The organism is Streptomyces endophyticus, from assembly GCF_035798155.1.
Classification (GTDB): domain Bacteria; phylum Actinomycetota; class Actinomycetes; order Streptomycetales; family Streptomycetaceae; genus Streptomyces; species Streptomyces endophyticus.
In genome coordinates this window covers 1-24143 of record NZ_JAOZYC010000143.1, presented here as the reverse complement: position 1 = coordinate 24143, position 24143 = coordinate 1, and the positions used below count along the sequence as shown (strand labels likewise).

The window sequence follows — 24143 nt, the reverse complement described above, 5'->3', positions numbered from 1 at the left end:
TTCGCTGTTCGCGCTCGGTGTGGGGCTCGTCAGTTGCCCACGAGGCGGCGGACGTCCTGGAACGCGGTGTAGTTGGCGATCAGTTCGATCCGCCCCGGGGGCGACATCTGCACCGCCTCGTCGAGCGTGTCGCAGACCCGGAAGTCCAGGCCCGCGACCTCGAGCCGGACCGCGAGGTCGAGCCGACGGTCGCCGATCACGCAGATCGGGTGCCCGACCAGGCGCGTGTAGTCGACGTCCCACAGCCAGGAGGTGTCGGTGCCGTCGGCGCCCCGCGCGTTCACCGAGAGGATCACCGGGGCCGGCGGCGGGTCGATCAGAGTGAACGTTTCGAGCCAGCCGGCCGGGTTCTTGGCGAGCAGCAGCCGCAGTTCGCGCTCCTGGAACTGCACGACGTCATAGCGACCCGCCACCGCCTGCACCTGGTACATGCGCTCCAGGGCGACCTGCGGGGGCACCCCGAAGCAGGCGGCCACGGCCGCGGACGTCGCCGCGTTCGCCTTGTTGGCGCGGCCCGGCAGCTGGAGGTTGATCGGCCAGGCGGAGCCGTGCGGGTCGATGACGTGGTCGCCCTGGAGCGCCCAGCTCGCGATCGGGCGGCGGAAACCGCACTCGCCGCAGAACCAGTCGTCACCGGGGCGCTGCATCACGCCGCCGCACGCCGGGCAGGACCAGGCGTCGTCCTTCCACTCCTGGCCCGCCGCGACCCACACCACGTTCGGCGAGGAGGAGGCGGCCCAGACGATCAGGGGGTCGTCCGCGTTCGCGATCACGATGGCCTTCGAACCGGACAGGCCCTCGCGCCACTTCTCGGCGAGCATGCGGGTCTCACCGGCGCGGTCCAACTGGTCGCGCGAGAGGTTGAGCAGCGCGATCGCCTTCGGGTCGGTGTCGCGGGCGACACCGGCCAGGTACTTCTCGTCGACCTCGATCACGCCGTACTTGGCATCGCCGCCGCCTGCCAGGGCGGAGGTGATGCCCGCGGGCATGTTCGCCCCCAGCGCGTTCGAGACGACGGGGCCGCTGGCGCGCAGGGCCTCCGCGAGCAGTCGTGTGGTCGTCGTCTTGCCGTTCGTGGCCGAGACGAGCACCACGTCCAGGTGCTGGGCGACCCGCGCGAGCAGCTCGGGGTCGAGCCGCAGCGCGACCTTGCCGCCGATCACTGATCCGCTGCCGCGGCCCGCCGCCCGCGACACCGCGGCCGCGGCCCGGCCGGCCGTCACGGCCAGCTTGGCGCGCGGAGTCATCGGCTCCGAGTTGCCTGCCATCTTCCTGGGTCCTCCTTGCGTACGGCGCCGCGCCTGCCCCCGGCATCGTTTATGGGCTCAGCCTATCGAGATCCTCTGACAAGCCCGAACAGCGGCACCACCAGCGCTTCGTGGTGCGCTCAGGACCGTACCCTTACCGGCATGCGACACGGCTCGATCCCGGGCGCCTCAGGGCGCGTACGACCCCTGACCCTGCTCGGTGAATCCGTGCTGCACCAACCCTGCGCGCAGGTCACGGACTTCGGCCCGGCCCTCGCGCGCCTGGTCGAGGACATGTTCGCCACGATGTACGCGGCGCAGGGTGTGGGCCTCGCCGCGAACCAGGTCGGCAAGGGACTGCGGGTCTTCGTCTTCGACTGTGAGGATGACGACGATGTGCGCCATGTCGGCCATGTCGTGAACCCGCGCCTGGTCGAGGCCGACGGCGAGGTGATCCGCGGCCCCGAGGGCTGCCTGTCGCTCCCCGGCCTCGAGGCGGGCACGCCCCGCTTCGACCACGCGCGCGTGGAGGGGTACGACGTCGACGGCGAACCTGTGGTGATCCACGGCACGGGCTGGTTCGCCCGCTGCCTCCAGCACGAGTGCGACCACTTGGAGGGGCGTACGTACACGGAGCGGGTCACCGGGTGGCGACGCAGGAAGGTGCTGCGCCAGGCGGCGAAGGCGCCCTGGGCCTCATGAGGCGCTGAGGCGGCGCCGTCCCGGTCAGAACGCGGGGCCGCCCGCCTTGTCGCCGGCCGCGGCGAGCCGCCCCCACAGCAGGTCGGCGAGGCCGCGTACCAACTCGGCGCGCTCACACGGGCGGTCACCGAGCCACCAGTCGCCGGCGGCGTGCATCATGCCGACGATCCCGTGCCCCCAGACGCGCGCGAGCTGCTGGCTGCCGGGGCCGAGGTCCACGCGCTCCTCGATGACCTCGGCCAGCTCCTCGCCCATGCGGCGCAGCAGCGGCGCCGAGTGCCGTCCGACGTCGAACCCGGATTCGGCGGAGGTGCCCTCCGACGGATGCATCAGGAAGCGGTAGACCTGGGGGCGGGCCTCGATCGCCGCCAAGTAGGTGTCGAGCGTCGCCTCCACGCGCTCGCGCCGCTCCGCGGGCGCGTCCAGGGCGGCCCGCAGCGAGGCGAGCAGCGCGTCCGTGTGGCGCGTGGCGAGCGCGGCGTAGAGGCCGCCCTTGTCGCCGAAGTGCCGGTACAGGATCGGCTTGGTGATCCCGGCCTCCGCCGCGATCGCGTTCATCGAGGCGCCGGGGCCGTCCCGGAGCACCACGCGGTCCGCGGCCTCCAGCAGCTCGCGCCGCCGACGCTCGGCGGCGGACTGTTGGTCCGCGCGCTGATCGGTCCGCTGTGTGGTCTCCATGAGATCTCCCCGCCCCGTGCGATTGCCTGACGCACGCGAAAGGTAACACCCACCGGCCATCCGGTATCGAACGCGTACTCGGAGGTTGACATGAGCTACTCGCCAGTAACAGACTCGGGTTACCTTAAGTAACACAGTATTGCGTGCGCCCTGGAGGGGTTATGGCCGAGTTCACCATGGATCTCAGCGACGAGCAGAAGGAAGTCCGTGACTGGCTGCACGGCTTCGCCGCCGATGTGATCCGCCCCGCGGCCGCCGAGTGGGACGAGCGCGAGGAGACCCCCTGGCCGGTCATCCAGGAAGCGGCCAAGCTCGGAATCTACTCCCTGGACTTCTACGCGCAGCAGTTCTTCGACCCCTCGGGCCTCGGCATCCCGATGGCCATGGAGGAGCTGTTCTGGGGCGACGCGGGCATCGGCCTGTCCATCGTCGGCACGGGCCTCGCCGCGGTCGGCGTCCTCGCCAACGGTACCGAGGAGCAGATCGGCACCTGGATTCCGCAGATGTACGGCGACGTGAACGACGTGAAGGTGGCCGCCTTCTGCTCCTCCGAGCCCGACGCGGGCTCCGACGTCGCCGCCATGCGCACGCGTGCCGTCTACGACGAGGCCAAGGACGAGTGGGTCCTCAACGGCACCAAGACGTGGGCGACGAACGGCGGCATCGCCAATGTCCACGTGGTCGTCGCCTCCGTGGACGCGGAGCTCGGCTCCAAGGGGCACGCCTCCTTCATCGTGCCGCCGAACACCCCCGGCCTGTCCCAGGGCCAGAAGTTCAAGAAGCACGGCATCCGCGCCTCGCACACCGCCGAGGTCGTCCTGGAGAACGTCCGGGTGCCCGCCTCCTGCCTGCTCGGCGGCAAGGACAAGCTCGACGAGCGCCTCGCCCGCTCGCGCGAGAAGGCCAAGAAGGGCGGCGAGCGCGTGAAGAACGCCGCGATGGCCACCTTCGAGGCCTCGCGCCCCGCCGTCGGCGCCATGGCGGTCGGCACGGCCCGCGCCGCCTACGAGGAGGCCCTGGAGTACGCGAAGACGCGTGAGCAGTTCGGCCGCCCGATCATCGACAACCAGGGCGTGGCCTTCCAGCTCGCCGACATGCGCACCCAGATCGACGCCGCGCGCCTCCTGGTGTGGCGTGCCTCCTGGATGGCGTCCACGGGCAAGAAGTTCGAGAACGCCGAGGGCTCCATGTCCAAGCTGTTCGCGAGCGAGACCGCCAAGAAGGTCAGCGCCCAGGCCGTCCAGATCCTCGGCGGCAACGGCTTCACGCGCGAGTACCCCGTGGAGCGCATGCACCGCGACGCCGCGATCTACACGATCTTCGAGGGCACGAGCGAGATCCAGCGCCTGGTCATCGCCCGCACCCTCTCGGGCATGCCGATCCGCTAACGGGTCTCTTGAGCGGGCCTGTCAGCAGCCAGGACCAGAGCCCCGCACGATGGCGTCCGTGACCGCGGACGTCATCGTGCGGGGCTCTGGTTGCAGGCGGCGAACGCCCGTCAGGCGGCCCGGTGCGGGGAGCGAGTGGCGGTGCCTACCCGTCCTCGTCGGCGGAGCCGAGCGCGCCGGCCAGTGCCGAGGCGGGGTCGGACGCCGCGGGACCTGCGGGAGCCCAGCGGCCGCTCTGCTTGCGGTACGGCCACCAGCGCCCGTCCCGGCCGAGCCGCAGTTGGGCCTGCCCGTCGGCGGTGCTCCAGCGGCCGCGGGCGGCCTTGAGCGCGGGGCGCTCGCCGTCGTCCCAGGCCGCGTCGAGCACGGCACGCGCGCGTGCCAGGCCTTCCGCGTCCGGGGCCCACTCCTCGTCCAGCACGTCGAGCGCGGCGGCGCCCCCGTACTCCCAGGCGCGGACGGCGAGCGTCAGGCCCTCCCGGTCGCGGCCGCCGACCTCGGCGAGCCGTGCCCGGATGTGCTGCACGGGCGACGCGGAGGCCAGGCGTACGGCGTCCTGTCGCACGGTCATCTCCGGTGGGGCGGCCCGCTGTTCGTGCCCCGGGGGCAGCGCGTCCGCGAGCAGCCGGTGCGCCTCGGCCGCCGCCTGCGCGCCGAGGAAGCCGAGCGCGTCGACGTCCGTTCCCGCGGGTGGCGGTGTCTCCGTGTCGAGCGAAGGCGGCAGCCCGGGCTCGTCCGGCAGTGGCGGCGGACCAGGCAGCGGCGGCAGCACGATCGCCGACGCGTACGCCTCGGCCGCGTCCACGCCCTCGGCCTCCCGGTCCCCGCGCGGCGCTTCCGGTTCGGCGCGTACGGTGCTGCGCACCTGGAGCTCGTCGAGCAGCGCACGCTCGCCGCGCCCGCGCAGCAGGAGCAGCACGAACGGATCCTGGTCCAGCAGGCGGGCGAGCTGATAGCTCAGAGCCGACGTGTGTGCGCAGTGGTCCCAGGCGTCGCAGTCGCAGCGCGGCTCCAAGTCGCCGATCCCCGGCAGGAGTTCCACACCCGAGGCCGAGGCGTCCTCCACAAGATGTGGCGGCATGTCGCGGTCCAGGAGCGCCGCGATGTGCCCGGCCCGCGCGGCCGCCATCGTAAGGAAGGCGTCCCACTCGTCCTCGTCCAGACACTGCAGCAGCACGTCCGAGCGGTGTGTGGCGCCGCCGCGGTCCTCCACCACCGCGGTGATGCGACCCGGCAGGACCGACACCGCGCCCACCGCTCCCGCGCGCGCGAGCCGGCGCCCCGCCTTCAGTTGCGCGGTGTCGAGCGCGGTGTCCTCCAGGGCCTTCAACCAGGCCTGCCCCCACCAGGTCTGGGCGAAGGCCCGGCCGCGCGCGGGCGGCAGCGCCGCGAACGTGCGCATGTCGTCTTCCATGTGGCTCATCGGGTGCCCCCTCGCAACTCGACCAGGTCCGCCAGTTCCGCGTCGGTGAGTTCGGTCAGCGCCGCCTCACCGGAGCCGAGCACCGCGTCCGCCAACTCCTGCTTACGGAGCAGCATCTCCGCGATGCGGTCCTCGATCGTGCCCTCGGCGATCAGTCGGTGCACCTGCACCGGCCTGGTCTGTCCGATGCGGTACGCGCGGTCGGTGGCCTGCGCCTCCACGGCCGGGTTCCACCAGCGGTCGTAGTGCACGACGTGCTCCGCGCGCGTGAGGTTGAGGCCCGTGCCGGCGGCCTTCAACGAGAGCAGGAATACGGGGACCTCGCCTTCCTGGAAGCGCCGCACCATGGCCTCGCGCTCCGCGACCGGGGTGCCTCCGTGGAGGAACATCACCGGGACGCCACGGGCCGCCAGATGCCGCTCCAGAAGGCGGGCCATCTGCACGTACTGCGTGAAGACCAGCACGCCCGCGTCCTCGGCCAGGATCGTGTCCAGGAGTTCGTCGAGGAGTTCCAGCTTCCCGGAGCGGCCGGTGATGCGCGGCTTGGCCTCCTTGAGGTACTGCGCCGGGTGGTTGCAGATCTGCTTGAGGCCGGTGAGGAGCTTGACGATCAGGCCGCGCCGCTCGAACCCGGCCGCCCCGGAGATCTCCGCGAGCGTCTCCCGCACCACGGCCTCGTAGAGGCCCGCCTGTTCGGCGGTGAGGGACACCGCGCGATCCGTCTCGGTCTTGGGCGGCAGCTCCGGTGCGATGCCGGGATCCGACTTGCGCCGACGCAGCAGGAAGGGCCCCACGAGCTTGGCCAGGCGCTCCGCGGCCGCCGGGTCCTTGCCGCCCTCGATCGCCTGGGCGTAGCGCGTACGGAAGGTACCGAGGCGGCCCAGGAGGCCGGGCGTCGTCCAGTCGAGGAGGGCCCACAGCTCGGAGAGGTTGTTCTCCACCGGGGTGCCGGTGAGGGCCACGCGCGCGCGTGCGCCGATGGTGCGCAGCTCCTTGGCCGTCGCCGAGTAGGGGTTCTTCACGTGCTGCGCCTCGTCGACGACGAGCATTCCCCAGGAAGCGGTGCCGAGTTGGGCGGCGTCGAGGCGCATCGTGCCGTAGGTGGTGAGCACGAACTCGCCGTCGGCGAGGTTCTCCAGGGAGCGCCGCCCGCCGTGGAAGCGGCGTACGGGGGTGCCGGGCGCGAACTTCTCGATCTCGCGCTGCCAGTTGCCCATCAGGGACGTCGGGCAGACCACGAGCGTCGGTCCCGCGCTCTCCGGGGAGCCCTGGCGGTGCAGGTGCAGCGCGATCAGCGTGATGGTCTTGCCCAGACCCATGTCGTCGGCGAGGCAGGCGCCGAGGCCCAGCGAGGTCATGTGGGCGAGCCAGTTGAGTCCGCGCAGCTGGTAGTCGCGCAAGACGGCGTCGAGCGCGGCCGGTTGGCCGACCGGTGTCATGCCCTCGGGGTCGGTGAGGCGGTCCCGCAGGGCCGTGAGCCAGCCCGTCGGCCGCACGTCGACCCGGCGGCCCTCGACCTCCGTCGAGCCCGTGAGAACGGCGCTCAGCGCATCGACGGGCGTGACCTTGCGGTCCTGGTGGGAGCGGGCGCGGCGGGCCTCCGCGGGGTCGATCAGCACCCACTGGTCGCGCAGCCGTACGACGGGACGGTTCGCCTCGGCGAGCACGTCCAGCTCCGCGCGGCTCAACTCCTGGTCGCCGAGGGCGAACCGCCAGTCGAACGCCAGTAGGGCGTCGGCGGACAGGAAGGACGGGGCACCGGAGGTCAGTCCGTCGGCGCCCTCGCCCTCGGCCGGGCCGATCACCGCACGCGCCGTCAGCTTGCGGGCCAGCTCCTTGGGCCAGTGCACCTCGACGCCGGCCGCGGACAGCGCCCGCGCACCCTCTCCGAGCAGCTCCGTGACCTCCTCGTCGGCCAGTTCGACGGCGTCCGGCACGGTCGCGGAGAGCAACGGCGCGAGCGGTGGCCACGCGCGCATGGCGCGGCGCAGCGCCAACAACGCGTCCATACGGGCGCGGTCGCCGAAGGCCCGCCCCGAGGTGCCGGTCCCGGCCCACACCTGCGCCGCATCCGCGACCAGAGTGGGGTCGCTGACGCTGTGCAGTTGAAGCACCGCGTGGAACGCGGCGCGGGGCTCGTCGTCCGCGAGGTGTTCGAGATGTTCGAGCTGTTCGGGCGGTTCAAGACCAGGGACCTCTACGCGCAGCGAGATCCGCACGCCCGCGTCGAGCCCCGCCGCGACATCCCCCGCCCAGGGGCGCAACTCGGGCACCCGCTGCGGCTCCCGCGCCGCGAACGCCGGTCCAGCGGCGGCGTGCGCGGCGGCGGGGGAGCGCGGCAGGGCGTCGGCCACCGCGTCCAGGAACGCGCGCAGCAGCCGTTCCGGGGCGTGCAGGCGCGGCGGTTCGGTCCCGTCCAGCGGCACGGCGTGCGCCTCGGGCGGCATCGCGGCGGCCAGCTCCCTGACCCGGTCGAGGTCGTCGGCGCCCAGCGGACCGGCGCGCCAGGCGTCGTGCCCCTCGGCGCTCACCCCCGGCAACAGCAGTCCACGGGCCACGAGTTGGAGCGCCAGGAGCCCGGCCGTGCCCCAGAAGGTCGCCGTCGGGTCGGCGTCCGCGGTGGCACGCGCGCGGGTGAGCACCGGCAGCGCGGCGCGCACGGGCAGGGCAACGGCCGGTACGGTCACCGGCTCCAAGCCGTCCTCGACGGGCAGCGCGAGGCGCAGCTCGGTGCGGGTGCCCGCGTCCGGCAGCGGTGGTTCGCCGCCTTCGGGTCGCCAGAAGGCCACGGTCGACGTGCGGGCCGGGTCGGCGGGGGTGAACACGACGCCGCAGCGCGCGAGTTCGGTGGTCTCGGACGGGGTGGGCGGAGCGGTGTGGGTGTGCTCGGAGATGGCGAAGTCCTCGTATTCATCAAACTTGACTACTCACCCTGGAGGCGCCGAGGGTACACCCCCGGATCAGTCGGATGCGCCTCCATATGTCGTGACCTGGGTCACTGAACCCTTAAGGGTGGGGCTTACCCCCCTCTCTAGGTGGGGTGAACCCAGGCGGTACTCGGGTGGTGGCGCCATGGCCGATCAAGGTCCGTGATCCATAGGTTCCTAGTGGTCGGGCGACGCGTAGCCCGCCGCGTCGACCTCACCCACCACAGACCGGAGACCGTCATGCCCTCGGCCGTCGGAACCCTGCCGGAACCCGCCACCAGGCCGGCCTCCCCCGAAGGGGGAAGCGAGTTCACGCCACTGCTGCGCGCCATCAAGGGGCAAGGACTGCTGGAGCGGCGCACCGGATGGTACGTGCGCACCATCGTGGTCAACGCCCTCTGCCTCGGCGCCGTCGTCACGGGCATGGCCCTTCTCGGCGGCTCGTGGTGGGTGCTCGTCCTCGCGCCGGTCCTCGCGGTGCTGTGCGCACGCACCGCCTTCGTCGGGCACGACGCGGGCCACGCCCAGATCACCGGGAACCGCTCGGTGAGCCGGCTGATCGGCCTGGTCCACGGCAACCTGCTGCTCGGTATGAGCTACTCCTGGTGGAACGACAAGCACAACCGGCACCACGCCAACCCGAACCACATCGAGAAGGACCCCGACGTCGCCGCCGACGTCCTCGTCTTCACCAGCAAGCAGGCCGCCACGCGCGCGGGGTTCCGCGGCTGGCTCACCCGCCACCAGGCCTGGCTCTTCTTCCCGCTCACCCTGCTCGAGGGCATCGCCCTGAAGATCTCCGGATTCCAGGACCTGCGCCGCCAGGGCCGCCGCGAACGCCTCGTGGAGGGCGCGTTCCTGGTCGCGCACGTGGCCGGCTACCTCACGCTGCTCCTCACCACCATGCCGCTCGGCCACGCGCTCGTCTTCGCGGCCCTCCATCAGGCCCTGTTCGGGCTGCATCTCGGTATGGCGTTCGCGCCCAACCACAAGGGCATGGAGATGCCGGACCCGGACGGCGACAAGTGGGGCCACCTGCGCCGCCAGGTCCTCACCTCGCGCAACATCAAGGGCGGCGCGCTGACCGACTGGTTCCTCGGCGGGCTCAACTACCAGATCGAGCACCACCTGTTCCCGAGCATGCCCCGCCCCCACCTGCGTCTCGCCCAACCCATGGTGAAGGCCCACTGCCGCGGGCTCGGCATCCCCTTCGTGGAGACAGGCCTTGTCGACTCCTACCGCCAGGCGCTGCGCCACATGTATGAAGTGGGAGAGCCGCTGCGGGCCGACATCTGACAGCCTCCCGGCCGTGTGAGGGGGGGCGGAATCAGGGATGTCTCAGGGTCACTCGACGGAACTGCGGGCGATGTGGGCCCGTTTCTCACAGCAGAGGCGGGTCCGCTCCACTCAGGCGAGGGCGGGCCGCCCCGAAGGAGGCCACACATGTCGAAGAACGCGAAGATCGCCGCGGGAGGTGTGGCGGTCGGCATCATCCTGCTGATCTGGCTGCCCTGGTGGGCGGCCCTGCTCATCGTGCTGGGTGCGCCCGCCGCCGCGTACCTGATGCTCGACCCCTCGCAGCGGCGCCGGCTGCGCCGCGTCTCGCGCAAGGAACTGGGGCGCTGAGGGGCATCGTGACGGCAGGAGCCGCGCGGGGCGCGAACGCCCCGTGCGGCTCCTGCGGTTCACCGGTTGGGACTCAGGCGGGGCGTACGGCCATCTTGTCGAGTGCTTCGAGCAGGCTCGGCAGCTCCCGGCCGCGGCCCACCGGCAGCACTTCGCCCGGTTCGTCGTCGAGGAGCACGAAGGCGATGTCGTCGGTCCGCGCGACCAGCGACCAGCCGGGCCCGTCGGCGCGCAGCGTCCGGGCGTCGCCGGAGGCGAACGCGGAGCGCACGCGGCCCAGGGGCGGCGGCGCGTCCACGTACCCGCGCACCTCCGAGAGGACCCGCCGGATGCCCGTGTGCGTACCGCTCGGCCCGGCCTCCGCGGTGTCGCCCTCCTGAGGCGCCTCGGCGTCCTCCTCCGTGGCGAACTGGGAGTCGTCGAGCTGTTCCCGCCACACGGCCCACTGGAGCGCTATCTCGTCCGCTCCCAGGCGCCGTTGGGCCGGGCCCCACGTCTCCGTGTCGGGCGGCGTCAGTGGCGGCGTGTCGGTGTACTCGGGGTCGCTCTCGGGATCGGGGTCGTGCGGCTCGGGGACGCCCGGGGCGGCCACGGCGAGCGCGAGCGGCCAGCCCGGCAGCGCGGCGACCATGCTGTCCTCGTCGGGTGAGAGCTCGTACTCCATGCCGCAGTCCCACGACGCGATGGCCACGGCGACCAGCGACACGTCGTCGACCACGACGGTCCAGCGGGCGCCCTGCCCGTCCTGGCCGAGCACCAGGCCGTATCCCTCGGCCAACGGCGCGAGCCCCAGGGCCCCGCAGGCCTCCGGGTAGTCGTCGCCGAGCACGCTCGGAAACTTCGCAGGTGTCAGCAACACCGCCGTCAGTACGTACAGCGCGTCGTCCCCTTCGACCGCTGCTTCGTCCACTCCGGCCACGCCAGCCTCCCCTGAACTTCGTTCCACCGGCGAGACCTTAGCCAGTGCCCGATGGCGCCGTACAGGGGGGTCCATGGTCGATGACCAGGAAAGTCGGCAGCAGTTCGGCTCCTGTAGCCCTGCCGTGGACGAATTGTCGACGTCACGTGCTCATGATGTGCGCCTCGCGCGCGGGTGGGGTGCGGGTGGGGTGGTGGGTCAACCGGCCGGCAGCCCAAGGAGGGTGCGGGCGACGGTTCGTGGCGGTTCGTCGCGTTCCCGCGCGAGGGCGATGACGGCCCTGCAGGCGAGCTCGTTGACCCCGAAGGCCAGCGCGCTCGGCTCGACCCAGCCCGCCGCCTCGTCGGCACGCTCCTGGTCGTCCTCGACGCACGCCACCACGTAGGCGGCGGCCGCCTCGAAGAGATTGTGCGCACGCTCTCTCCTGCTCGGCGTGCCGCCGTCCTCGCGCCACGTCCTCCACGCCTTGCGGACTCGATCGATCATGGACGCCACCGTCCCCCTGCCCGTAACCGCCAACGTGTGTCGCGCAGTTGCGGCCATGGTGACAGAACCGGCCACGGAGCGGATCCCGCGCGGTGGGGCTCAGCGGGCCCGGGTTTCCAGGTCCTTGATCGTGGCGCGCGGCCACGTGAGCTCAGTGAGGCTCAGCCCTCCTCCCGCACCGCGAGCGCCAGGAAGCGCTCGTCCTCGTCGACGTACGAGGTCATGCGCCAGCCGGCGGCGGCGAGCAGCGGGCGCAGGTTGGGCTCGGCGCGCAGGTCGTCAGGCGTGAGCGCGCGGCCGTGGCGGGCGGCGAGGGCGGCCCGGCCGATGGGGTGGAACAGCGCGAGCAGCCCGCCGGGACGCACCACGCGCGCCAACTCGCGCAGGTTTTCGGACGGATGCGGCAAGTGCGAGATGAGCCCGGCCCCGAACACCGCGTCCAGCACGCCCGTGCGCAGCGGCAGCCGGGCCACGTCCGTGAGCAGCAACCGCCCCTCGGTGTCCCTGCCCGCCCGCACGGCCCGCTCCAGCATGGCCGCCGTCAGGTCGGCGCCCAGGACCACTCCGGAGGGCCCCACGGCCGCGCGCAGCGGCGACAGTGCCCGCCCCGTGCCGCATCCGGCGTCGAGCACACGGCTGCCGGGACGCAGCCCCATCGCGGTCACCGCGGACGCGTAGGCCGGGCCGTCGTCGGGGAATCGGACGTCCCAGTCGGCGGCCCTGGCCGTGAAGAACTCCTGCACACGCGTGGCGTCATCGCTCATGCGCTCCATGATTGCGCAGCGCACTGACAGCGGCGCCCAGGCGCGTGCTGTGACACGAGTGGGGGACGCAGGATCGAAAGGTCCCGTTCTCCGTCGAAGACTTCGTCGAAGACATCGCATGCGCGTGCGGTGCGCATGTTCGACTTTCCAGCGACCGTTCCGAACCGTATCTCCTTCGTATTCCAAAACCTTTCGAACTGCGCCCCTGCCGCACGCCCCCACCGGCATACCGTCCCTGACTCATGGGACACCTGGACCACGCCGCCTTCGGCTGGCTTACCCCCGTGCTGTCGTACGCGATGGCCTGCATCGGCGCCGCGCTCGGACTGCGCTGCACCGTGCGCGCCCTGAACACCACGGGGAGCGCACGGCGCAACTGGCTGCTCACCGCGGCCTCCGCCATCGGCACCGGCATCTGGACCATGCACTTCGTGGCGATGCTCGGGTTCACCGTCACCGGCACGGAGATCCGCTACAACGTTCCGCTGACCATCCTCAGCCTGGTCGTCGCGGTGACCGTCGTCGGCGTCGGGGTCTTCGCGGTCGGCCATCACCGCGAGCGCGGGCCCGCCCTGGTCCTGGGCGGCCTCACCACGGGGGTCGGCGTGGCCAGCATGCACTACCTGGGGATGGCGGCCCTGCGCCTGCACGGGCAGGTCGGCTACGACCCGCTGCTGGTGGCCCTCTCCGTGGTGATCGCCGTCGTCGCGGCGACCGCCGCACTGTGGGCCGCCCTCAACATCAAGTCGCCGGGCGCCGTCGCGGTCGCCTCCCTCGTCATGGGCGGCGCCGTGAGCAGCATGCACTACACCGGGATGATGGCGGTGAGCGTGCGGGTGACCCCCTCCACGGCGGAGCTCGCCGGGGCCACGGCGATGCAGTTCATCTTCCCGCTGGCCGTGGGGCTCGGCTCCTACCTCTTCCTGACCTCGGCGTTCGTCGCGCTGTCCCCGACCGCGGACGAGAGGGAGGCCTCCACGTCGGCGCAGCGCCCGCTGGAGCACCAGACTCCCTGACCGCACCGACACCACCGGACACCGGCCCGGCACCAGCAGCGCGAAGGTGCCCCGACCCCGATCGAGGAGGCCATGCGCCCGCCCCGCAGAACCCCCAGCTCCGGCCCCGAGCACGAGAGTTCGGCCCCCGCGCGCGGACGGCGTGCGCACGCCGGGCTGCCCGCCGACGAAGACGTCCTGGTGGAGCCGGAGCCCCGCAGGGCGTCCCCCGCGCGCGGGGGAGCCGTGCATCTACGGCCGCGTACGGTCCGGGCGAAAATCGTCTGCCTCCTGATGGTGCCCGTCGTCTCGCTGCTCGCCCTGTGGGCCTTCGCCACTGTGAGCACCGCCCAGGACGTCGCGCGGCTGCGGCAGTTGCAGCGGGTCGACGAGACGGTGCGCGCCCCCGTGGGCGCGGCCGTGGCCGCCTTGCAGGCCGAACGCACGGCAGCCGTCTCCTACGCCACCGAACCCACCGCCGACCGCCGCGACGGCCTCACCCGGCGTGCAGCCACCACCGACCGCGCCGTCTCCGCCCTGCGCATCGGCAAGGACGGTACGGTCGCGGACGGAGCGGACCTCCCGCGCGCGGTGGCGGGCCGACTTGACTCGTTCGTCAAGAACGTCGAGCACCTGCGAAGTGTGCGCAAGGCCGTACAGGAGCGACGCACCGGCTGGGACGACGCGTACGGGCAGTACACCAGGACCGTCGACAGCGCCTTCGCGGTCAGCGGCTCGCTCACCGGCATCCAGGACTCCGAACTCGGCTCCGACGCGCGCGTGCTCCTGGAGTTCGGCCGCTCCGGCGAGATGCTCGCCCGGGAGAACGCGGTGCTCGTCGGCGCACGCCTGGCCGGTTCCCTGGACGGCGAGCGGCTGCGGCTGTTCACCGGGGCGGTGGGGACCCGCGAGAACCTGATCGGCACGGCCGCGAGCGACCTGCGCGGGCCCGAACGAGCATCCTGGAAGCGCCTGGCGGCAGGCACCGCCTACGGCAACGTGCGTGCCGTCGAGGACCGTACCCTCATCGCGGAGCCAGGGGAAAAGGCGCTCGCCGCCGCGTCCGCCGACTCCTGGAACACGGCGTACGCGACCGTGCAGGACCGATTGCGCGCCATCGAGACGGACGCCGCACGCGGCGCCGCGGTCCGCGCGGACCCGCTCACCCGCGGGCTGCTCTCCCCGGCGGGTGCGGCCGTCCTGCTCGGGCTCGTCGCCGTGGCGGCCTCGCTGGTGATCTCCGTGCGCATCGGCCGCGGCCTCGTCGTCGAACTGGTCAGCCTGCGCAACACCGCGTTGGAGATCGCCCGCCGCAAACTGCCCGACACCATGCGCAGGTTGCGGGCCGGCGAGGAGATCGACGTGGCGGCCGAAGCGCCCCAGGGCCCGCCCGCGGAGGACGAGACCGGCCAGGTGTCCGAGGCGCTCACCACGGTGCACCGCGCGGCCCTGTACGCCGCCGCGGAGCGCGCGGAACTCGCCAGCGGCATCTCCGGGGTCTTCGTCAACCTCGCCCGCCGCAGCCAGGTCCTCGTCCACCGTCAACTCGGGCTCCTGGACCGCATGGAGCGTCGCGCCGAGGACCCGAACGAACTCAGTGACCTGTTCCGCCTCGATCACCTCACCACACGGATGCGCCGCCACGCGGAGAGCCTGATCATCCTCTCCGGAGCCGCACCGGGCCGCGCCTGGCGGCAGCCCGTCCCGCTGACGAACGTCGTGCGGGCCGCGGTCTCCGAGATCGAGGACTACGCGCGCGTGGAGGTGCGCCACCTCTCCGCCGCCCAGGTGTCCGGCGGCGGCGTCGCCGACGTCACCCACCTGGTGGCCGAACTCGTCGAGAACGCCGCCCAGTTCTCGCCCCCGCACACCAAGGTCCGCGTCAGCGGCGAGCCCGTCGGCAACGGGTACGCGATCGAGATCGAGGACCGCGGACTCGGCATGGGCAAGGAGAGCCTCGCCGAGGCCAACCAGCGCATCGGGCACTCGGAGGCCCTCGACCTGTTCGACAGCGACCAGCTCGGCCTCTTCGTGGTCAGCAGGCTCGCCAAACGCCACGACATCAAGGTGCACCTGCGTACGTCCCCGTACGGGGGCACCACCGCCGTCGTCCTCCTGCCCACTCCCTTGCTGCACAAGGACGGCGAGGTCGGGCCGAGCGCCCATGACGCGCACCGACTGTCCAAGGAAGAGCGCCGCTACGCGCGCGTGCCCGAGCCCGAAGCGGGATCGATGAACGACAGCCACTCCGTCCCCGCGCCGGCGCCCCGCCCGGCGCTCGCTCCCTCGGCGGAGCCCGAGAGCCCCCGGCACCCGCCGGGCGTCACCGCGCTGCGCCTGCGCACTTCGCCGGAGCCCGCACACCCCGAACACCCCGAGCACACCGGGGACGACACGGCCCCACCCTCCGACGGCCTCCCACGCCGCGTACGCCAGGCCAGCCTCGCGCCCCAACTGCGTGAGCGGCCGACCGAACCGGTGCCCCCCGCGCGCGTGCCCGCACCGGACGAGCGCACCCCCGAGCAGGTCCGGGCCCGGATGGCCTCCTTCCGGGACGGCTGGGCCAGAGGCGGTGGCCGACCGCCCGGCCCCGACACCCATGAAGGAGATCTCGCATGATCAAGGAACCGAGCATCACGGGGACGGCCCACGGTTCCGGCGAACTCGACTGGCTCCTTGATGACTTGGTGCTTCGAGTGCCCGAACTGCGGCATGCCGTGATCCTCTCGAACGACGGTCTCGCCGTCGGCTCCTCCAACGGCCTGCGCAGGGAGGACGCCGAACATCTCTCGGCCGTCGCATCCGGCTTCAACAGCCTCGCCAAGGGCACGGGACGGCACTTCGGTACGGGCGGGGTGCGGCAGACCATGGTCGAGATGGATGAAGGATTCCTCTTCGTGGCGGCCGCAGGCGACGGTTCCTGTCTCGCTGTCCTGAGCACCGGCAACGCCGATATCGGGCTCGTCGCCTACGAGATGGCGCGCCTGGTCAAGAGGGTCGGCGAACACCTCTACACGGCCCCGAGATCCGCCGGGCCGCCGCCCACCGCGGGCTGACGGGCACGGTCGGCGACATGAACGACAACGACCCTGGCAGCCAGTGGTTCGACCAAGAGGCTGGGCCCCTGGTCCGCCCCTACGCGATGACCGGTGGACGGACCGCGCCGGGGCCCCAGGGAGCGCACTTCGACCTGATCGCCCTGGTGTCGCTCGACACCGCGGCACCCGGCGTACACGACGACACCGCGCTCGGTCCCGAGCACCGGTCGATCATCGAGCTGTGTCGCACGGAGACCCAGACGGTCGCCGAACTGGCCGCGGGCACCGACGTACCCGTGGGTGTGGTCCGCGTGCTCCTCGGCGACCTGCTCGAACTGGCCTGCGTGAAGGTCAGCAGGCCGGTGCCGCCCGCACAGCTACCTGACGAGAAGATCCTGAGAGAAGTCATCGATGGGCTCAGAGCACTCTGACACCACGGCCGAAGGACCCACCACAGCCCTGGCCCTGAAGATACTGGTCGCGGGCGGATTCGGGGTGGGCAAGACCACCCTGGTCGGCGCGGTCAGTGAGATCAGGCCGCTGCGCACCGAGGAACGCCTGAGCGAACTGGGCCAGCACGTGGACGACACCGGGGCGGTCGAACGCAAGACGACCACGACCGTCGCCATGGACTTCGGCCGCATCACCATCAGGTCCGGTCTGTCGCTCTACCTGTTCGGCACACCGGGCCAGGACCGCTTCTGGTTCCTGTGGGACGAGCTCTCGCAGGGCTCGCTCGGCGCCGTGGTCCTCGCGGACACCCGGCGGCTCGAGGACTGCTTCCCCGCCGTGGACTACTTCGAGCACCGGCACATTCCGTTCGTCGTGGCGGTGAACTGCTTCGCGGACAGCAAGGCCTTCGGGGCGCACGAAGTGGCCCGGGCCCTGGACCTCGACCGCGGGACCCCCGTGGTGCTGTGCGACGCGCGCGACCGTGACTCGGGGAAGGAGGTACTGATCAGGCTGGTCGAGTACGCCGGGCGCATGCACTCCGCCCGGCTGCTCGACTCCGTGGGCTGACGCTCGGGGACGGCCGGTTCAGCCGGCCATGTCGCCCAGCGCCACGACCTTCTCGACCCGTACGCGGACGACGAGCTCACCCGGCACCGCGTTGCGCCGGCCGAACTCCTCGGCGCGGTCCGCGCCCATGTACCGGCCACCGATCCTGGTGGCCGATTCCAGCAACTCGTCCGAGTCCTCGCTGAGTTCGGCGCGGCCCTGGATCGACACGAACGAGAACGGGGGCCGCTCGTCGTCGATGCAGAGGGCCACCCGCCCGTCCCGGGCCAGGTTGCGGCCCTTGACCGTGTCCTTGCCGGTGTTGAACACGATGTCGTCGCCGTCGAGAACGAACCAGACAGGCGCGATGTGCGGGCTGCCGTCGGCCCGCACGGTGGACAACTTGGCGGTGTGAGTGCCCTCGGAGACGAAGGCCTTCCATTGCTCATCGGTCATCTTGTGTGCCATGCGCCCATCCTCCTTGCCCGGATGCCCACCGTGGGGAAGGCTTGCGAGCGAGATCCTCCGGGCAGGGGAGCGGATCCCCTCCGGGGCGGGGCGCCACAGGGAAGCGGGGACAGGGGACCATGGGGCAGCAGTACGAAGGACTGGGTTGGCTGCTGGACGACCTGACGCAGCGCGTCGAACATGTGCGGCACGCTCTGGTCCTGTCCAACGACGGCCTGGTGGCGGGGGCCAGCACGGGCCTGCGCCGCGAGGACGCCGAACACCTCGCCGCGGTCTCGTCCGGACTGCACAGCCTCGCCAAGGGATCCGGAAGGTACTTCGGCACCGGCGGAGTGCGCCAGACGATGATCGAGTTCGACGACGCGGTGCTGTTCGTCACCGCGGCGGGCGAGGGCAGCTGCCTGTGCGTGCTCAGCGCGGCCGAGGCCGACATCGGGCAGGTCGCGTACGAGATGACGCTGCTGGTGCACCGGGTCGGCGAGCATCTCACCGTCGACGTGCGAAATCCGGAGCGAGGTCCGCTCGCAGACCTCTGACCTGCGGCGATCCAGGTGTCGGAAGGGTTATCCACAGGCTCGAACGGCGCCGGGTGATCCGGGCTACGGTTCTCTCGAGCGGTCACGGAGAGTGACCGCGTCTGATTCGCAGACGGGGGAGAACCATCGTGCAAGGCGACATCATGACCAGGCCCCAGAGCAGCGCGGCGCGGGAACTGGGGCTGAAACGCGGCGAGTTCGACCTCGCCGTCCGGCTGGGCCGCATCCGGACCGTCCCGGCGCCGGGAGGCGGCCGACGCCGTGTCCCGCGCGAGGAGATCGACCGCATCCGTGAGGCCGAGGGGTTCCCTGACACGCTGCTCCAGCAGGTCAGGGTCGTGGGCACGGCGGAGGGCGCCGACCTCATGAACATCCCCTCGACCCGCTTCACCAGGCTGGCTCGCGCCGGGATGCTGACGCCCGCGAAATTTTATGTGAACCGGTACCGCACCGTGGTGTGGCAGTACCTCGCCCAGGAACTACGGGAGTTCGCGGCGGCCGAGGTCAACGGGCCGCTCCTGACGGGGCGGGCGCCCGACAGGGTGCGCGCCAGGCTCCAGGCCGGTGCGGATCTGCGGCCGAAGAACTGGCGGGCCAGGCACGCCGGATATCTCCTGGGGCAGGCCGAGGGCCCGTGGGAACGGGCGGCGGCCGTCGCCACGCTCCTGGACCCGACGCAGCTCGCGGAACTCGTCGCGAGCCCCTGCGAGCGGGCCCATCTGCTCCGACTGCGGCCCGACGAGTTCTGGTACGGAGCACCGGAGTCGCCGAACGCCGCGATCGTCCAGCGCATCCTGACCGCCGACGACCCGGACGAGATCAGCTGGCTGCGCGGGATCCTGCTGCTCAATCTGGAGGAGGCCCGAAGGCGGCGCCCGGCACCACGGCCCGCCGGGCACATGGAGCCCGAGGCGGCGCCGCCGGAGCCCGTGGCGGAGCCTCCAGAGGCGCGGCCGCGGAGCCTGTGGGCCCGTCTCGTCGGAAGAGGGGCCTGAGCCGCCGCGCGGCCGCCGCCTGTTCGATCGCCCTGGGCGGGCCACCGGCCTCGCGCTCGGTCAGCCCTCGAGCTTGCGGAACAGCCCCTCCTGGACCACGGAGACCAGCAGGCGACCCTCCGTGTCGTAGATGCGGCCACGGGCCAGGCCACGGCCGCCCGTCGCGATCGGCGACTCCTGGTCGTACAGGAACCACTCATCGGCACGGAAAGGACGGTGGAACCACATGGCGTGGTCGAGCGAAGCCATGTCGAAGCCGCGCGGACCCCACAGCGGTTCGACCGGCAGCCGCACGGCGTCGAGCAGTGTCATATCGCTCGCGTAGGTCAGCGCGCACGTGTGCACGAGCGGATCGTCGCCGAGGGGGCCCACGGCGCGCATCCACACCGCGCTGCGCGGCTCGGCCGCCTCGATGTCCTCGGGCGACCAGCGCAGCCGGTCGACGTAGCGGATGTCGAAGGGCTGCCGGCGGGCCATCCGCTCCAGGGCATCGGGCAGCGCGCCCAGATGGCCCCGCACCTCGTCGGCGATCGTCGGCAGCGAATCCGGGTCCGGCACCTGCCGGGCCGGCGGCAACTGGTGCTCGAAGGCACCCTCTTCGGGCTTGTGGAAGGAGGCGGTGAGATTGAAGATCGTGCGGCCCTGCTGCACGGCGGTGACGCGCCGTGTGGTGAACGAGCGCCCGTCGCGCATCCGCTCGACCTGGTACACGATCGGCACGCCGGGGCGGCCGGGGCGAATGAAGTACGCGTGCAGCGAGTGCACGGGGCGGTCGCCCTCGGTGGTGCGTCCCGCCGCCACCAGGGCCTGGCCCGCGACCTGCCCGCCGAAGACGCGCTGGAGGGACTCGTCCGGGCTGAGTCCGCGGAAGATGTTGACCTCGATCTGCTCCAGGTCGAGCAGGTCGACGAGCCGCTCCGCAGGATTCGTCATGGGTGGATCTCTCTCGTGTGTGCGGCCGGAGGGGCCCGGCGCAGGGGCGCGGTCGGCAGCTGCCGACCGACCGTCCTTGGATTTACAACTGACCGACGTCCGTGACCCGGACGACGGCACGGCCCTCGGCGTCGGACGCCGCGAGGTCGACCTCGGCGCTGATGCCCCAGTCGTGGTCGCCATTCGGGTCCGCGAAGGTCTGGCGCACCTTCCACAGCCCGTGCTCCGGGTCCTCCTCGATCATGAGCAGCTTGGGGCCGCGCGCGTCGGGTCCGGTGCCGAGGTCCTCGTACTCGTCCCAGTACTTGTCCATCGCGTCGCCCCAGGCGTCCGCGTTCCAGCCCGAGTCGCCGTCCAGCTCGCCGAGTTCCTCGACGTTGTCGAGCGCTGCGAGTTCGACGCGGCGGAACATGGCATTGCGGACGAGGACCCGGAAGGCGCGCGCGTTCGCCGTGACCGGCTTGACCTGGTCGGCCTTCTCCTGGGCCTCCTCGGCGGTCATCTCACCCGGGTTGGCGAGCTGCTCCCACTCGTCCAGCAGGCTGGAGTCGACCTGGCGCACCATCTCGCCGAGCCAGGCGATCAGGTCCTCCAGGTCCTCCGACTTCAGGTCGTCCGGCACCGTGTGGTCGAGCGTCTTGTACGCGCTCGCCAGGTAGCGCAGGACGATGCCCTCGGTGCGGGCGAGCTCGTAGTGGGAGGTGAACTCCGTGAAGGTCATGGCCCGTTCGAACATGTCGCGGATCACGGACTTCGGCGACAGCGGGTGGTCGCCGACCCACGGGTGGCTCTGCCGGTACGTGTCGTAGGCGTGGAAGAGCAGCTCTTCCAGGGGCTTCGGGTACGAGATGTCCTGGAGGCGCTCCATCCGGTCCTCGTACTCGACCCCGTCCGCCTTCATCAGCGCCACGGCCTCGCCGCGCGCCTTGTTCTGCTGGGCGTGCAGGATCTGTCGCGGGTCGTCGAGCGTGGACTCCACGACGGAGACCATGTCGAGGGCGTACGACGGGGACTCCTTGTCGAGCAGGTCGAAGGAGGCGAGGGCGAACGTCGACAGCGGCTGGTTGAGCGCGAAGTCCTGCTGCAGGTCGACGGTCAGACGCACGATGCGGCCGGTCGGATCCGGAGTGTCCAGCTTCTCGACGATGCCGCCGTCCAGGAGCGAGCGGTAGATCGCGATGGCCCGGCGGATGTGCCGCAGCTGCGCCCTGCGCGGCTCGTGGTTGTCCTCCAGGAGGTGCCGCATCGCGTCGAAGGCGTTGCCCGGACGGGCGATGATCGACAGGAGCATCGTGTGCGTGACACGGAAGCGCGAGGTGAGCGGCTCCGGGTCGGAGCCGATGAGCTTCTCGAAGGTGCTCTCCGACCAGGCGACAAAGCCCTCCGGGGCCTTCTTGCGGACGACCTTGCGACGCTTCTTCGCGTCGTCCCCGGCCTTGGCGAGCGACTTCTCGTTCTCGATGACGTGCTCGGGCGCCTGCGCCACCACGAGGCCCGCCGTGTCGAACCCCGCGCGTCCGGCGCGGCCCGCGATCTGGTGGAACTCCCGCGCGCGCAACGTGCGTACGCGCGTGCCGTCGTACTTGGTGAGGGCCGTGAACAGCACGGTGCGGATCGGGACGTTGACGCCGACGCCGAGGGTGTCGGTGCCGCAGATGACCTTCAACAGGCCCGCCTGGGCGAGCTTTTCCACGAGGCGGCGGTACTTCGGCAGCATGCCGGCGTGGTGCACACCGATGCCATGACGTACGTAACGGGACAGGCTGCGGCCGAACTTGGTGGTGAACCGGAAGTTGCCGATCAGGTCGGCGATCTGGTCCTTCTCCGCGCGCGTGCACATGTTGATGCTCATCAGCGCCTGCGCACGCTCGACGGCCTGCGCCTGCGTGAAGTGCACGATGTAGACGGGCGCCTGCTTCGTCTCCAGCAGCTCCGTCAGCGTCTCCGTGAGCGGCGTGAGTCGGTACTCGTAGGAGAGCGGTACGGGGCGCGTGGCGGAGCGGACCACCGACGTGGTCCTGCCGGTGCGGCGCGTGAGGTCCTTCTCGAACATGGAGACGTCGCCGAGCGTCGCCGACATCAGGATGAACTGCGCCTGCGGCAGCTCGAGCAGCGGAATCTGCCAGGCCCAGCCGCGGTCCCCCTCCGCGTAGAAGTGGAATTCGTCCATCACGACCTGGCCGATGTCGGCCTGCGCGCCGTCGCGCAGCGCGATGGACGCGAGGACCTCGGCGGTGCAGCAGATGACGGGCGCGTCCGAGTTCACGGAGGCGTCGCCGGTCAGCATGCCGACGTTCTCCGTACCGAAGAGCTTGCACAGCTCGAAGAACTTCTCGGACACCAGCGCCTTGATCGGCGCCGTGTAGAAGGTGACCTCGTCCCGCGCCAGCGCGGCGAAGTGCGCACCGGCGGCGATCATGGACTTGCCGGACCCCGTGGGCGTCGAAACGATCACGTTCGCGCCCGAAACCACCTCGATCAGCGCCTCCTCCTGGTGGGGATAGAGGGTGAGCCCACGCTCCTCGGACCACGACTCGAAGGCGTCGTAGAGGGCGTCCGGGTCGGCGGTCTTCGGGAGCTGATCGATAAGGGTCACGGCACCATCTTGCCTGCCTTCCGGCTCGATCCGGCAATCGGATGTCCGAGTGAAGATCACGAAGGCTACGCTGGGTCGCCGACGGGGCGTCAGCACGCGCGCGGCCCTCACGGGGCAACTCGGCGCAGCAACAAGCGACATGTCGGTACATCGCGCGCGGCCGGCACAACAGAAGCAGGGGCGGAACACAGCCATGATGGGACCGGCACACTCGCTGTCAGGAGCGGCGGCCTGGCTGGGGGTGGGGGCGGCGACGACGGCGGCCGGGTACCCGATGCCGTGGCCGGTCCTCCTCGTCGGAGCGCTGATCTGCGCGGGCGCCGCGCTCGCCCCCGACCTCGACCACAAATCGGCGACCATCTCCGGCGCCTTCGGCCCGATCTCCCGCGGGCTCTGCGAGATCGTCGACAAACTCTCGTACGGCGCCTACAAGGCCACCCGCAAGCAGGGCGACCCGCGGCGTTCCGGCGGCCACCGCACGCTCACCCACACGTGGGTCTGGGCTGTCCTGATCGGAGCGGGCGCGTCCTTCGCGGCGATCACCGGCGGCCGCTGGGCGGTCCTCGGGATCCTCTTCGTGCACATGGTGCTCGCCATCGAGGGCCTGCTGTGGCGGGCGGCCCGCGGCCACAGCGCCGACCTCCTCGTATGGCTGCTCGCGGCGACCAGCGCGTGGATACTCGCGGGCATCCTGGACCAGCCCGGCAACGGCTCGGACTGGCTGTTCACGGACCCCGGCCAGGAGTACCTGTGGCTGGGCCTGCCGATCGTGCTCGGCGCGCTGGTTCACGACATCGGGGACGCGCTCACCGTCTCGGGCTGCCCGATCCTGTGGCCCATCCCGATCGGCCGCAGGCGCTGGTACCCGATCGGACCGCCGAAGCTGATGCGGTTCCGAGCCGGCAGCTGGATCGAGCTGAAGGTGCTCATGCCGGTGTTCATGCTGGCCGGCGGCGTGGGGTGCGCGGCCGCGCTGAACTTCATCTGACCGAGGGCCGCCCCCGCGACGGGCGGCCGTCAACCGTCCAGGTCGGCGGACGACCAGACCCGGCCGGTGTCGTCCACCAGGTCGACCCGGTCGATCGAGCTCGCCGCTCCGTGGGCGATCCAGGTGGCCCGCCCGGACGACGGCAGCCACCAGTGGCCCGCGTCGCGCACGGAGCCGTCCTTCATCTGGAGCCGGCACGTGTAGTAGCCACCGGCGCCGCCGTCCGCGATCTGCATGACCACCACGCGCTGGTCGCCGACGCGGCTGGGCTCGACCGTGCCCACGGTCGTGCCGGAGCCGGTGACGAGCGCCGCGCCGTGGTCGCTCGCGGTGACCGCGGGCGGGTTCCCCCGGTCGAGGTGGCCGAGGACCGTGGCGCCGGCGCCTCCCGCACACACGCCGGCGAGCACGGCCGCGACGACGAGCAGGGCCGGC

At 71.7% G+C, this 24143-nt stretch carries 23 protein-coding genes; 12 read left to right on the top strand and 11 right to left on the bottom strand.

The features are described 5' to 3' along the window. Nucleotides 1-29 precede the first annotated feature (29 nt). A complete protein-coding gene (locus tag OKJ99_RS26960; RefSeq protein WP_326020153.1) occupies nt 30-1268 on the bottom strand; it encodes a Mur ligase family protein in 1239 nt (412 codons plus the stop codon). 141 nt (nt 1269-1409) lie between these two features. Here OKJ99_RS26960 and def point away from each other — a divergent pair, with 141 nt between their 5' ends. Continuing rightward, entirely contained in the window at nt 1410-1949 is a 540-nt protein-coding gene (gene def, locus OKJ99_RS26955; RefSeq protein ID WP_326020151.1) for a peptide deformylase, read from the top strand. Between the two features lie 24 nt (nt 1950-1973). On the opposite strand, the gene OKJ99_RS26950 is transcribed toward def, so the two are convergent. After that, on the bottom strand, nt 1974-2627 hold the full coding sequence (locus tag OKJ99_RS26950) for a TetR family transcriptional regulator (RefSeq protein ID WP_326020150.1): 654 nt from the start codon (nt 2625-2627) through the stop codon (nt 1974-1976). Between the two features lie 161 nt (nt 2628-2788). On the opposite strand from OKJ99_RS26950, the gene OKJ99_RS26945 reads away from it, so the two are divergent. Then, on the top strand, nt 2789-4015 hold the full coding sequence (locus tag OKJ99_RS26945) for an acyl-CoA dehydrogenase family protein (protein ID WP_326020148.1): 1227 nt from the start codon (nt 2789-2791) through the stop codon (nt 4013-4015). Nucleotides 4016-4160: 145 nt separating this feature from the next. Here OKJ99_RS26945 and OKJ99_RS26940 read toward each other — a convergent pair whose 3' ends face one another. Both OKJ99_RS26940 and OKJ99_RS26935 read right to left on the bottom strand, forming a co-directional pair. Continuing rightward, a complete protein-coding gene (locus tag OKJ99_RS26940) occupies nt 4161-5438 on the bottom strand; it encodes an SWIM zinc finger family protein (RefSeq protein ID WP_326020146.1) in 1278 nt (425 codons plus the stop codon). Beyond that, nucleotides 5435-8263: a DEAD/DEAH box helicase gene (locus tag OKJ99_RS26935; protein ID WP_326020145.1), complete on the bottom strand. Its 2829-nt coding sequence runs from the start codon at nt 8261-8263 to the stop codon at nt 5435-5437. Before OKJ99_RS26935 ends, OKJ99_RS26940 begins: the two co-directional genes overlap by 4 nt. 342 nt (nt 8264-8605) lie before the next feature. Between OKJ99_RS26935 and OKJ99_RS26930 the strand changes: the two genes are divergently transcribed. Then, the gene (locus OKJ99_RS26930; RefSeq protein ID WP_326020144.1) at nt 8606-9661 is read left to right on the top strand and encodes a fatty acid desaturase family protein; all 1056 of its coding nucleotides are present in this window, start codon (nt 8606-8608) and stop codon (nt 9659-9661) included. Nucleotides 9662-9808: 147 nt separating this feature from the next. Continuing rightward, nucleotides 9809-9991 (top strand): hypothetical protein, encoded by a 183-nt coding sequence (locus OKJ99_RS26925; RefSeq protein WP_326020142.1) that lies wholly within the window; start codon nt 9809-9811, stop codon nt 9989-9991. Between the two features lie 73 nt (nt 9992-10064). On the opposite strand, the gene OKJ99_RS26920 is transcribed toward OKJ99_RS26925, so the two are convergent. The 3 genes from OKJ99_RS26920 to OKJ99_RS26910 all read right to left on the bottom strand — a co-directional run bounded on the left by OKJ99_RS26920 (nt 10065) and on the right by OKJ99_RS26910 (nt 12160). Further along, the gene (locus OKJ99_RS26920) at nt 10065-10910 is read right to left on the bottom strand and encodes a hypothetical protein (protein ID WP_326020140.1); all 846 of its coding nucleotides are present in this window, start codon (nt 10908-10910) and stop codon (nt 10065-10067) included. A gap of 198 nt (nt 10911-11108) precedes the next feature. Beyond that, the gene (locus OKJ99_RS26915; protein ID WP_326020139.1) at nt 11109-11396 is read right to left on the bottom strand and encodes a hypothetical protein; all 288 of its coding nucleotides are present in this window, start codon (nt 11394-11396) and stop codon (nt 11109-11111) included. Between the two features lie 161 nt (nt 11397-11557). Next, the gene (locus OKJ99_RS26910; RefSeq protein ID WP_326020138.1) at nt 11558-12160 is read right to left on the bottom strand and encodes a class I SAM-dependent methyltransferase; all 603 of its coding nucleotides are present in this window, start codon (nt 12158-12160) and stop codon (nt 11558-11560) included. 242 nt (nt 12161-12402) lie between these two features. On the opposite strand from OKJ99_RS26910, the gene OKJ99_RS26905 reads away from it, so the two are divergent. From OKJ99_RS26905 to OKJ99_RS26885, 5 genes are all read left to right on the top strand, one after another. After that, complete coding sequence (locus OKJ99_RS26905) at nt 12403-13176, top strand: MHYT domain-containing protein (RefSeq protein ID WP_326020136.1); 774 nt, start codon at nt 12403-12405, stop codon at nt 13174-13176. A gap of 72 nt (nt 13177-13248) precedes the next feature. Beyond that, the gene (locus OKJ99_RS26900) at nt 13249-15774 is read left to right on the top strand and encodes a sensor histidine kinase (RefSeq protein ID WP_326020134.1); all 2526 of its coding nucleotides are present in this window, start codon (nt 13249-13251) and stop codon (nt 15772-15774) included. After that, nucleotides 15771-16211: a roadblock/LC7 domain-containing protein gene (locus OKJ99_RS26895; RefSeq protein ID WP_326020133.1), complete on the top strand. Its 441-nt coding sequence runs from the start codon at nt 15771-15773 to the stop codon at nt 16209-16211. The genes OKJ99_RS26900 and OKJ99_RS26895 overlap by 4 nt, the downstream gene beginning before the upstream one ends. 17 nt (nt 16212-16228) lie before the next feature. Then, on the top strand, nt 16229-16624 hold the full coding sequence (locus tag OKJ99_RS26890; RefSeq protein ID WP_326020131.1) for a DUF742 domain-containing protein: 396 nt from the start codon (nt 16229-16231) through the stop codon (nt 16622-16624). Beyond that, a complete protein-coding gene (locus OKJ99_RS26885) occupies nt 16605-17213 on the top strand; it encodes a GTP-binding protein (protein ID WP_326020130.1) in 609 nt (202 codons plus the stop codon). Before OKJ99_RS26890 ends, OKJ99_RS26885 begins: the two co-directional genes overlap by 20 nt. Before the next feature lie 18 nt (nt 17214-17231). Here the strand turns inward: OKJ99_RS26885 and OKJ99_RS26880 are convergent, their stop codons facing one another. Continuing rightward, nucleotides 17232-17660, bottom strand: coding sequence for a PPOX class F420-dependent oxidoreductase (locus OKJ99_RS26880; RefSeq protein WP_326020128.1), 429 nt, complete (start codon nt 17658-17660; stop codon nt 17232-17234). Nucleotides 17661-17779: 119 nt separating this feature from the next. Between OKJ99_RS26880 and OKJ99_RS26875 the strand changes: the two genes are divergently transcribed. Both OKJ99_RS26875 and OKJ99_RS26870 read left to right on the top strand, forming a co-directional pair. Continuing rightward, nucleotides 17780-18196 carry a roadblock/LC7 domain-containing protein gene (locus OKJ99_RS26875; RefSeq protein ID WP_326020126.1) on the top strand — a complete coding sequence of 139 codons (417 nt, stop codon included), beginning with the start codon at nt 17780-17782 and terminating at the stop codon, nt 18194-18196. Nucleotides 18197-18339: 143 nt separating this feature from the next. Continuing rightward, nucleotides 18340-19191 carry a DUF6397 family protein gene (locus tag OKJ99_RS26870; RefSeq protein ID WP_326020125.1) on the top strand — a complete coding sequence of 284 codons (852 nt, stop codon included), beginning with the start codon at nt 18340-18342 and terminating at the stop codon, nt 19189-19191. Between the two features lie 60 nt (nt 19192-19251). On the opposite strand, the gene OKJ99_RS26865 is transcribed toward OKJ99_RS26870, so the two are convergent. Together OKJ99_RS26865 and OKJ99_RS26860 are read right to left on the bottom strand one after the other, a co-directional pair. Beyond that, nucleotides 19252-20124 carry an acyl-CoA thioesterase gene (locus OKJ99_RS26865; protein ID WP_266722381.1) on the bottom strand — a complete coding sequence of 291 codons (873 nt, stop codon included), beginning with the start codon at nt 20122-20124 and terminating at the stop codon, nt 19252-19254. An 82-nt stretch (nt 20125-20206) separates the two neighbouring features. Beyond that, on the bottom strand, nt 20207-22720 hold the full coding sequence (locus tag OKJ99_RS26860; RefSeq protein WP_326020121.1) for a DEAD/DEAH box helicase: 2514 nt from the start codon (nt 22718-22720) through the stop codon (nt 20207-20209). Nucleotides 22721-22913: 193 nt separating this feature from the next. On the opposite strand from OKJ99_RS26860, the gene OKJ99_RS26855 reads away from it, so the two are divergent. Beyond that, complete coding sequence (locus OKJ99_RS26855; RefSeq protein WP_326020119.1) at nt 22914-23708, top strand: metal-dependent hydrolase; 795 nt, start codon at nt 22914-22916, stop codon at nt 23706-23708. A gap of 29 nt (nt 23709-23737) precedes the next feature. On the opposite strand, the gene OKJ99_RS26850 is transcribed toward OKJ99_RS26855, so the two are convergent. Further along, the coding region (locus OKJ99_RS26850; RefSeq protein WP_326020118.1) for a hypothetical protein at nt 23738-24143 on the bottom strand (406 nt) is incomplete at its 5' end.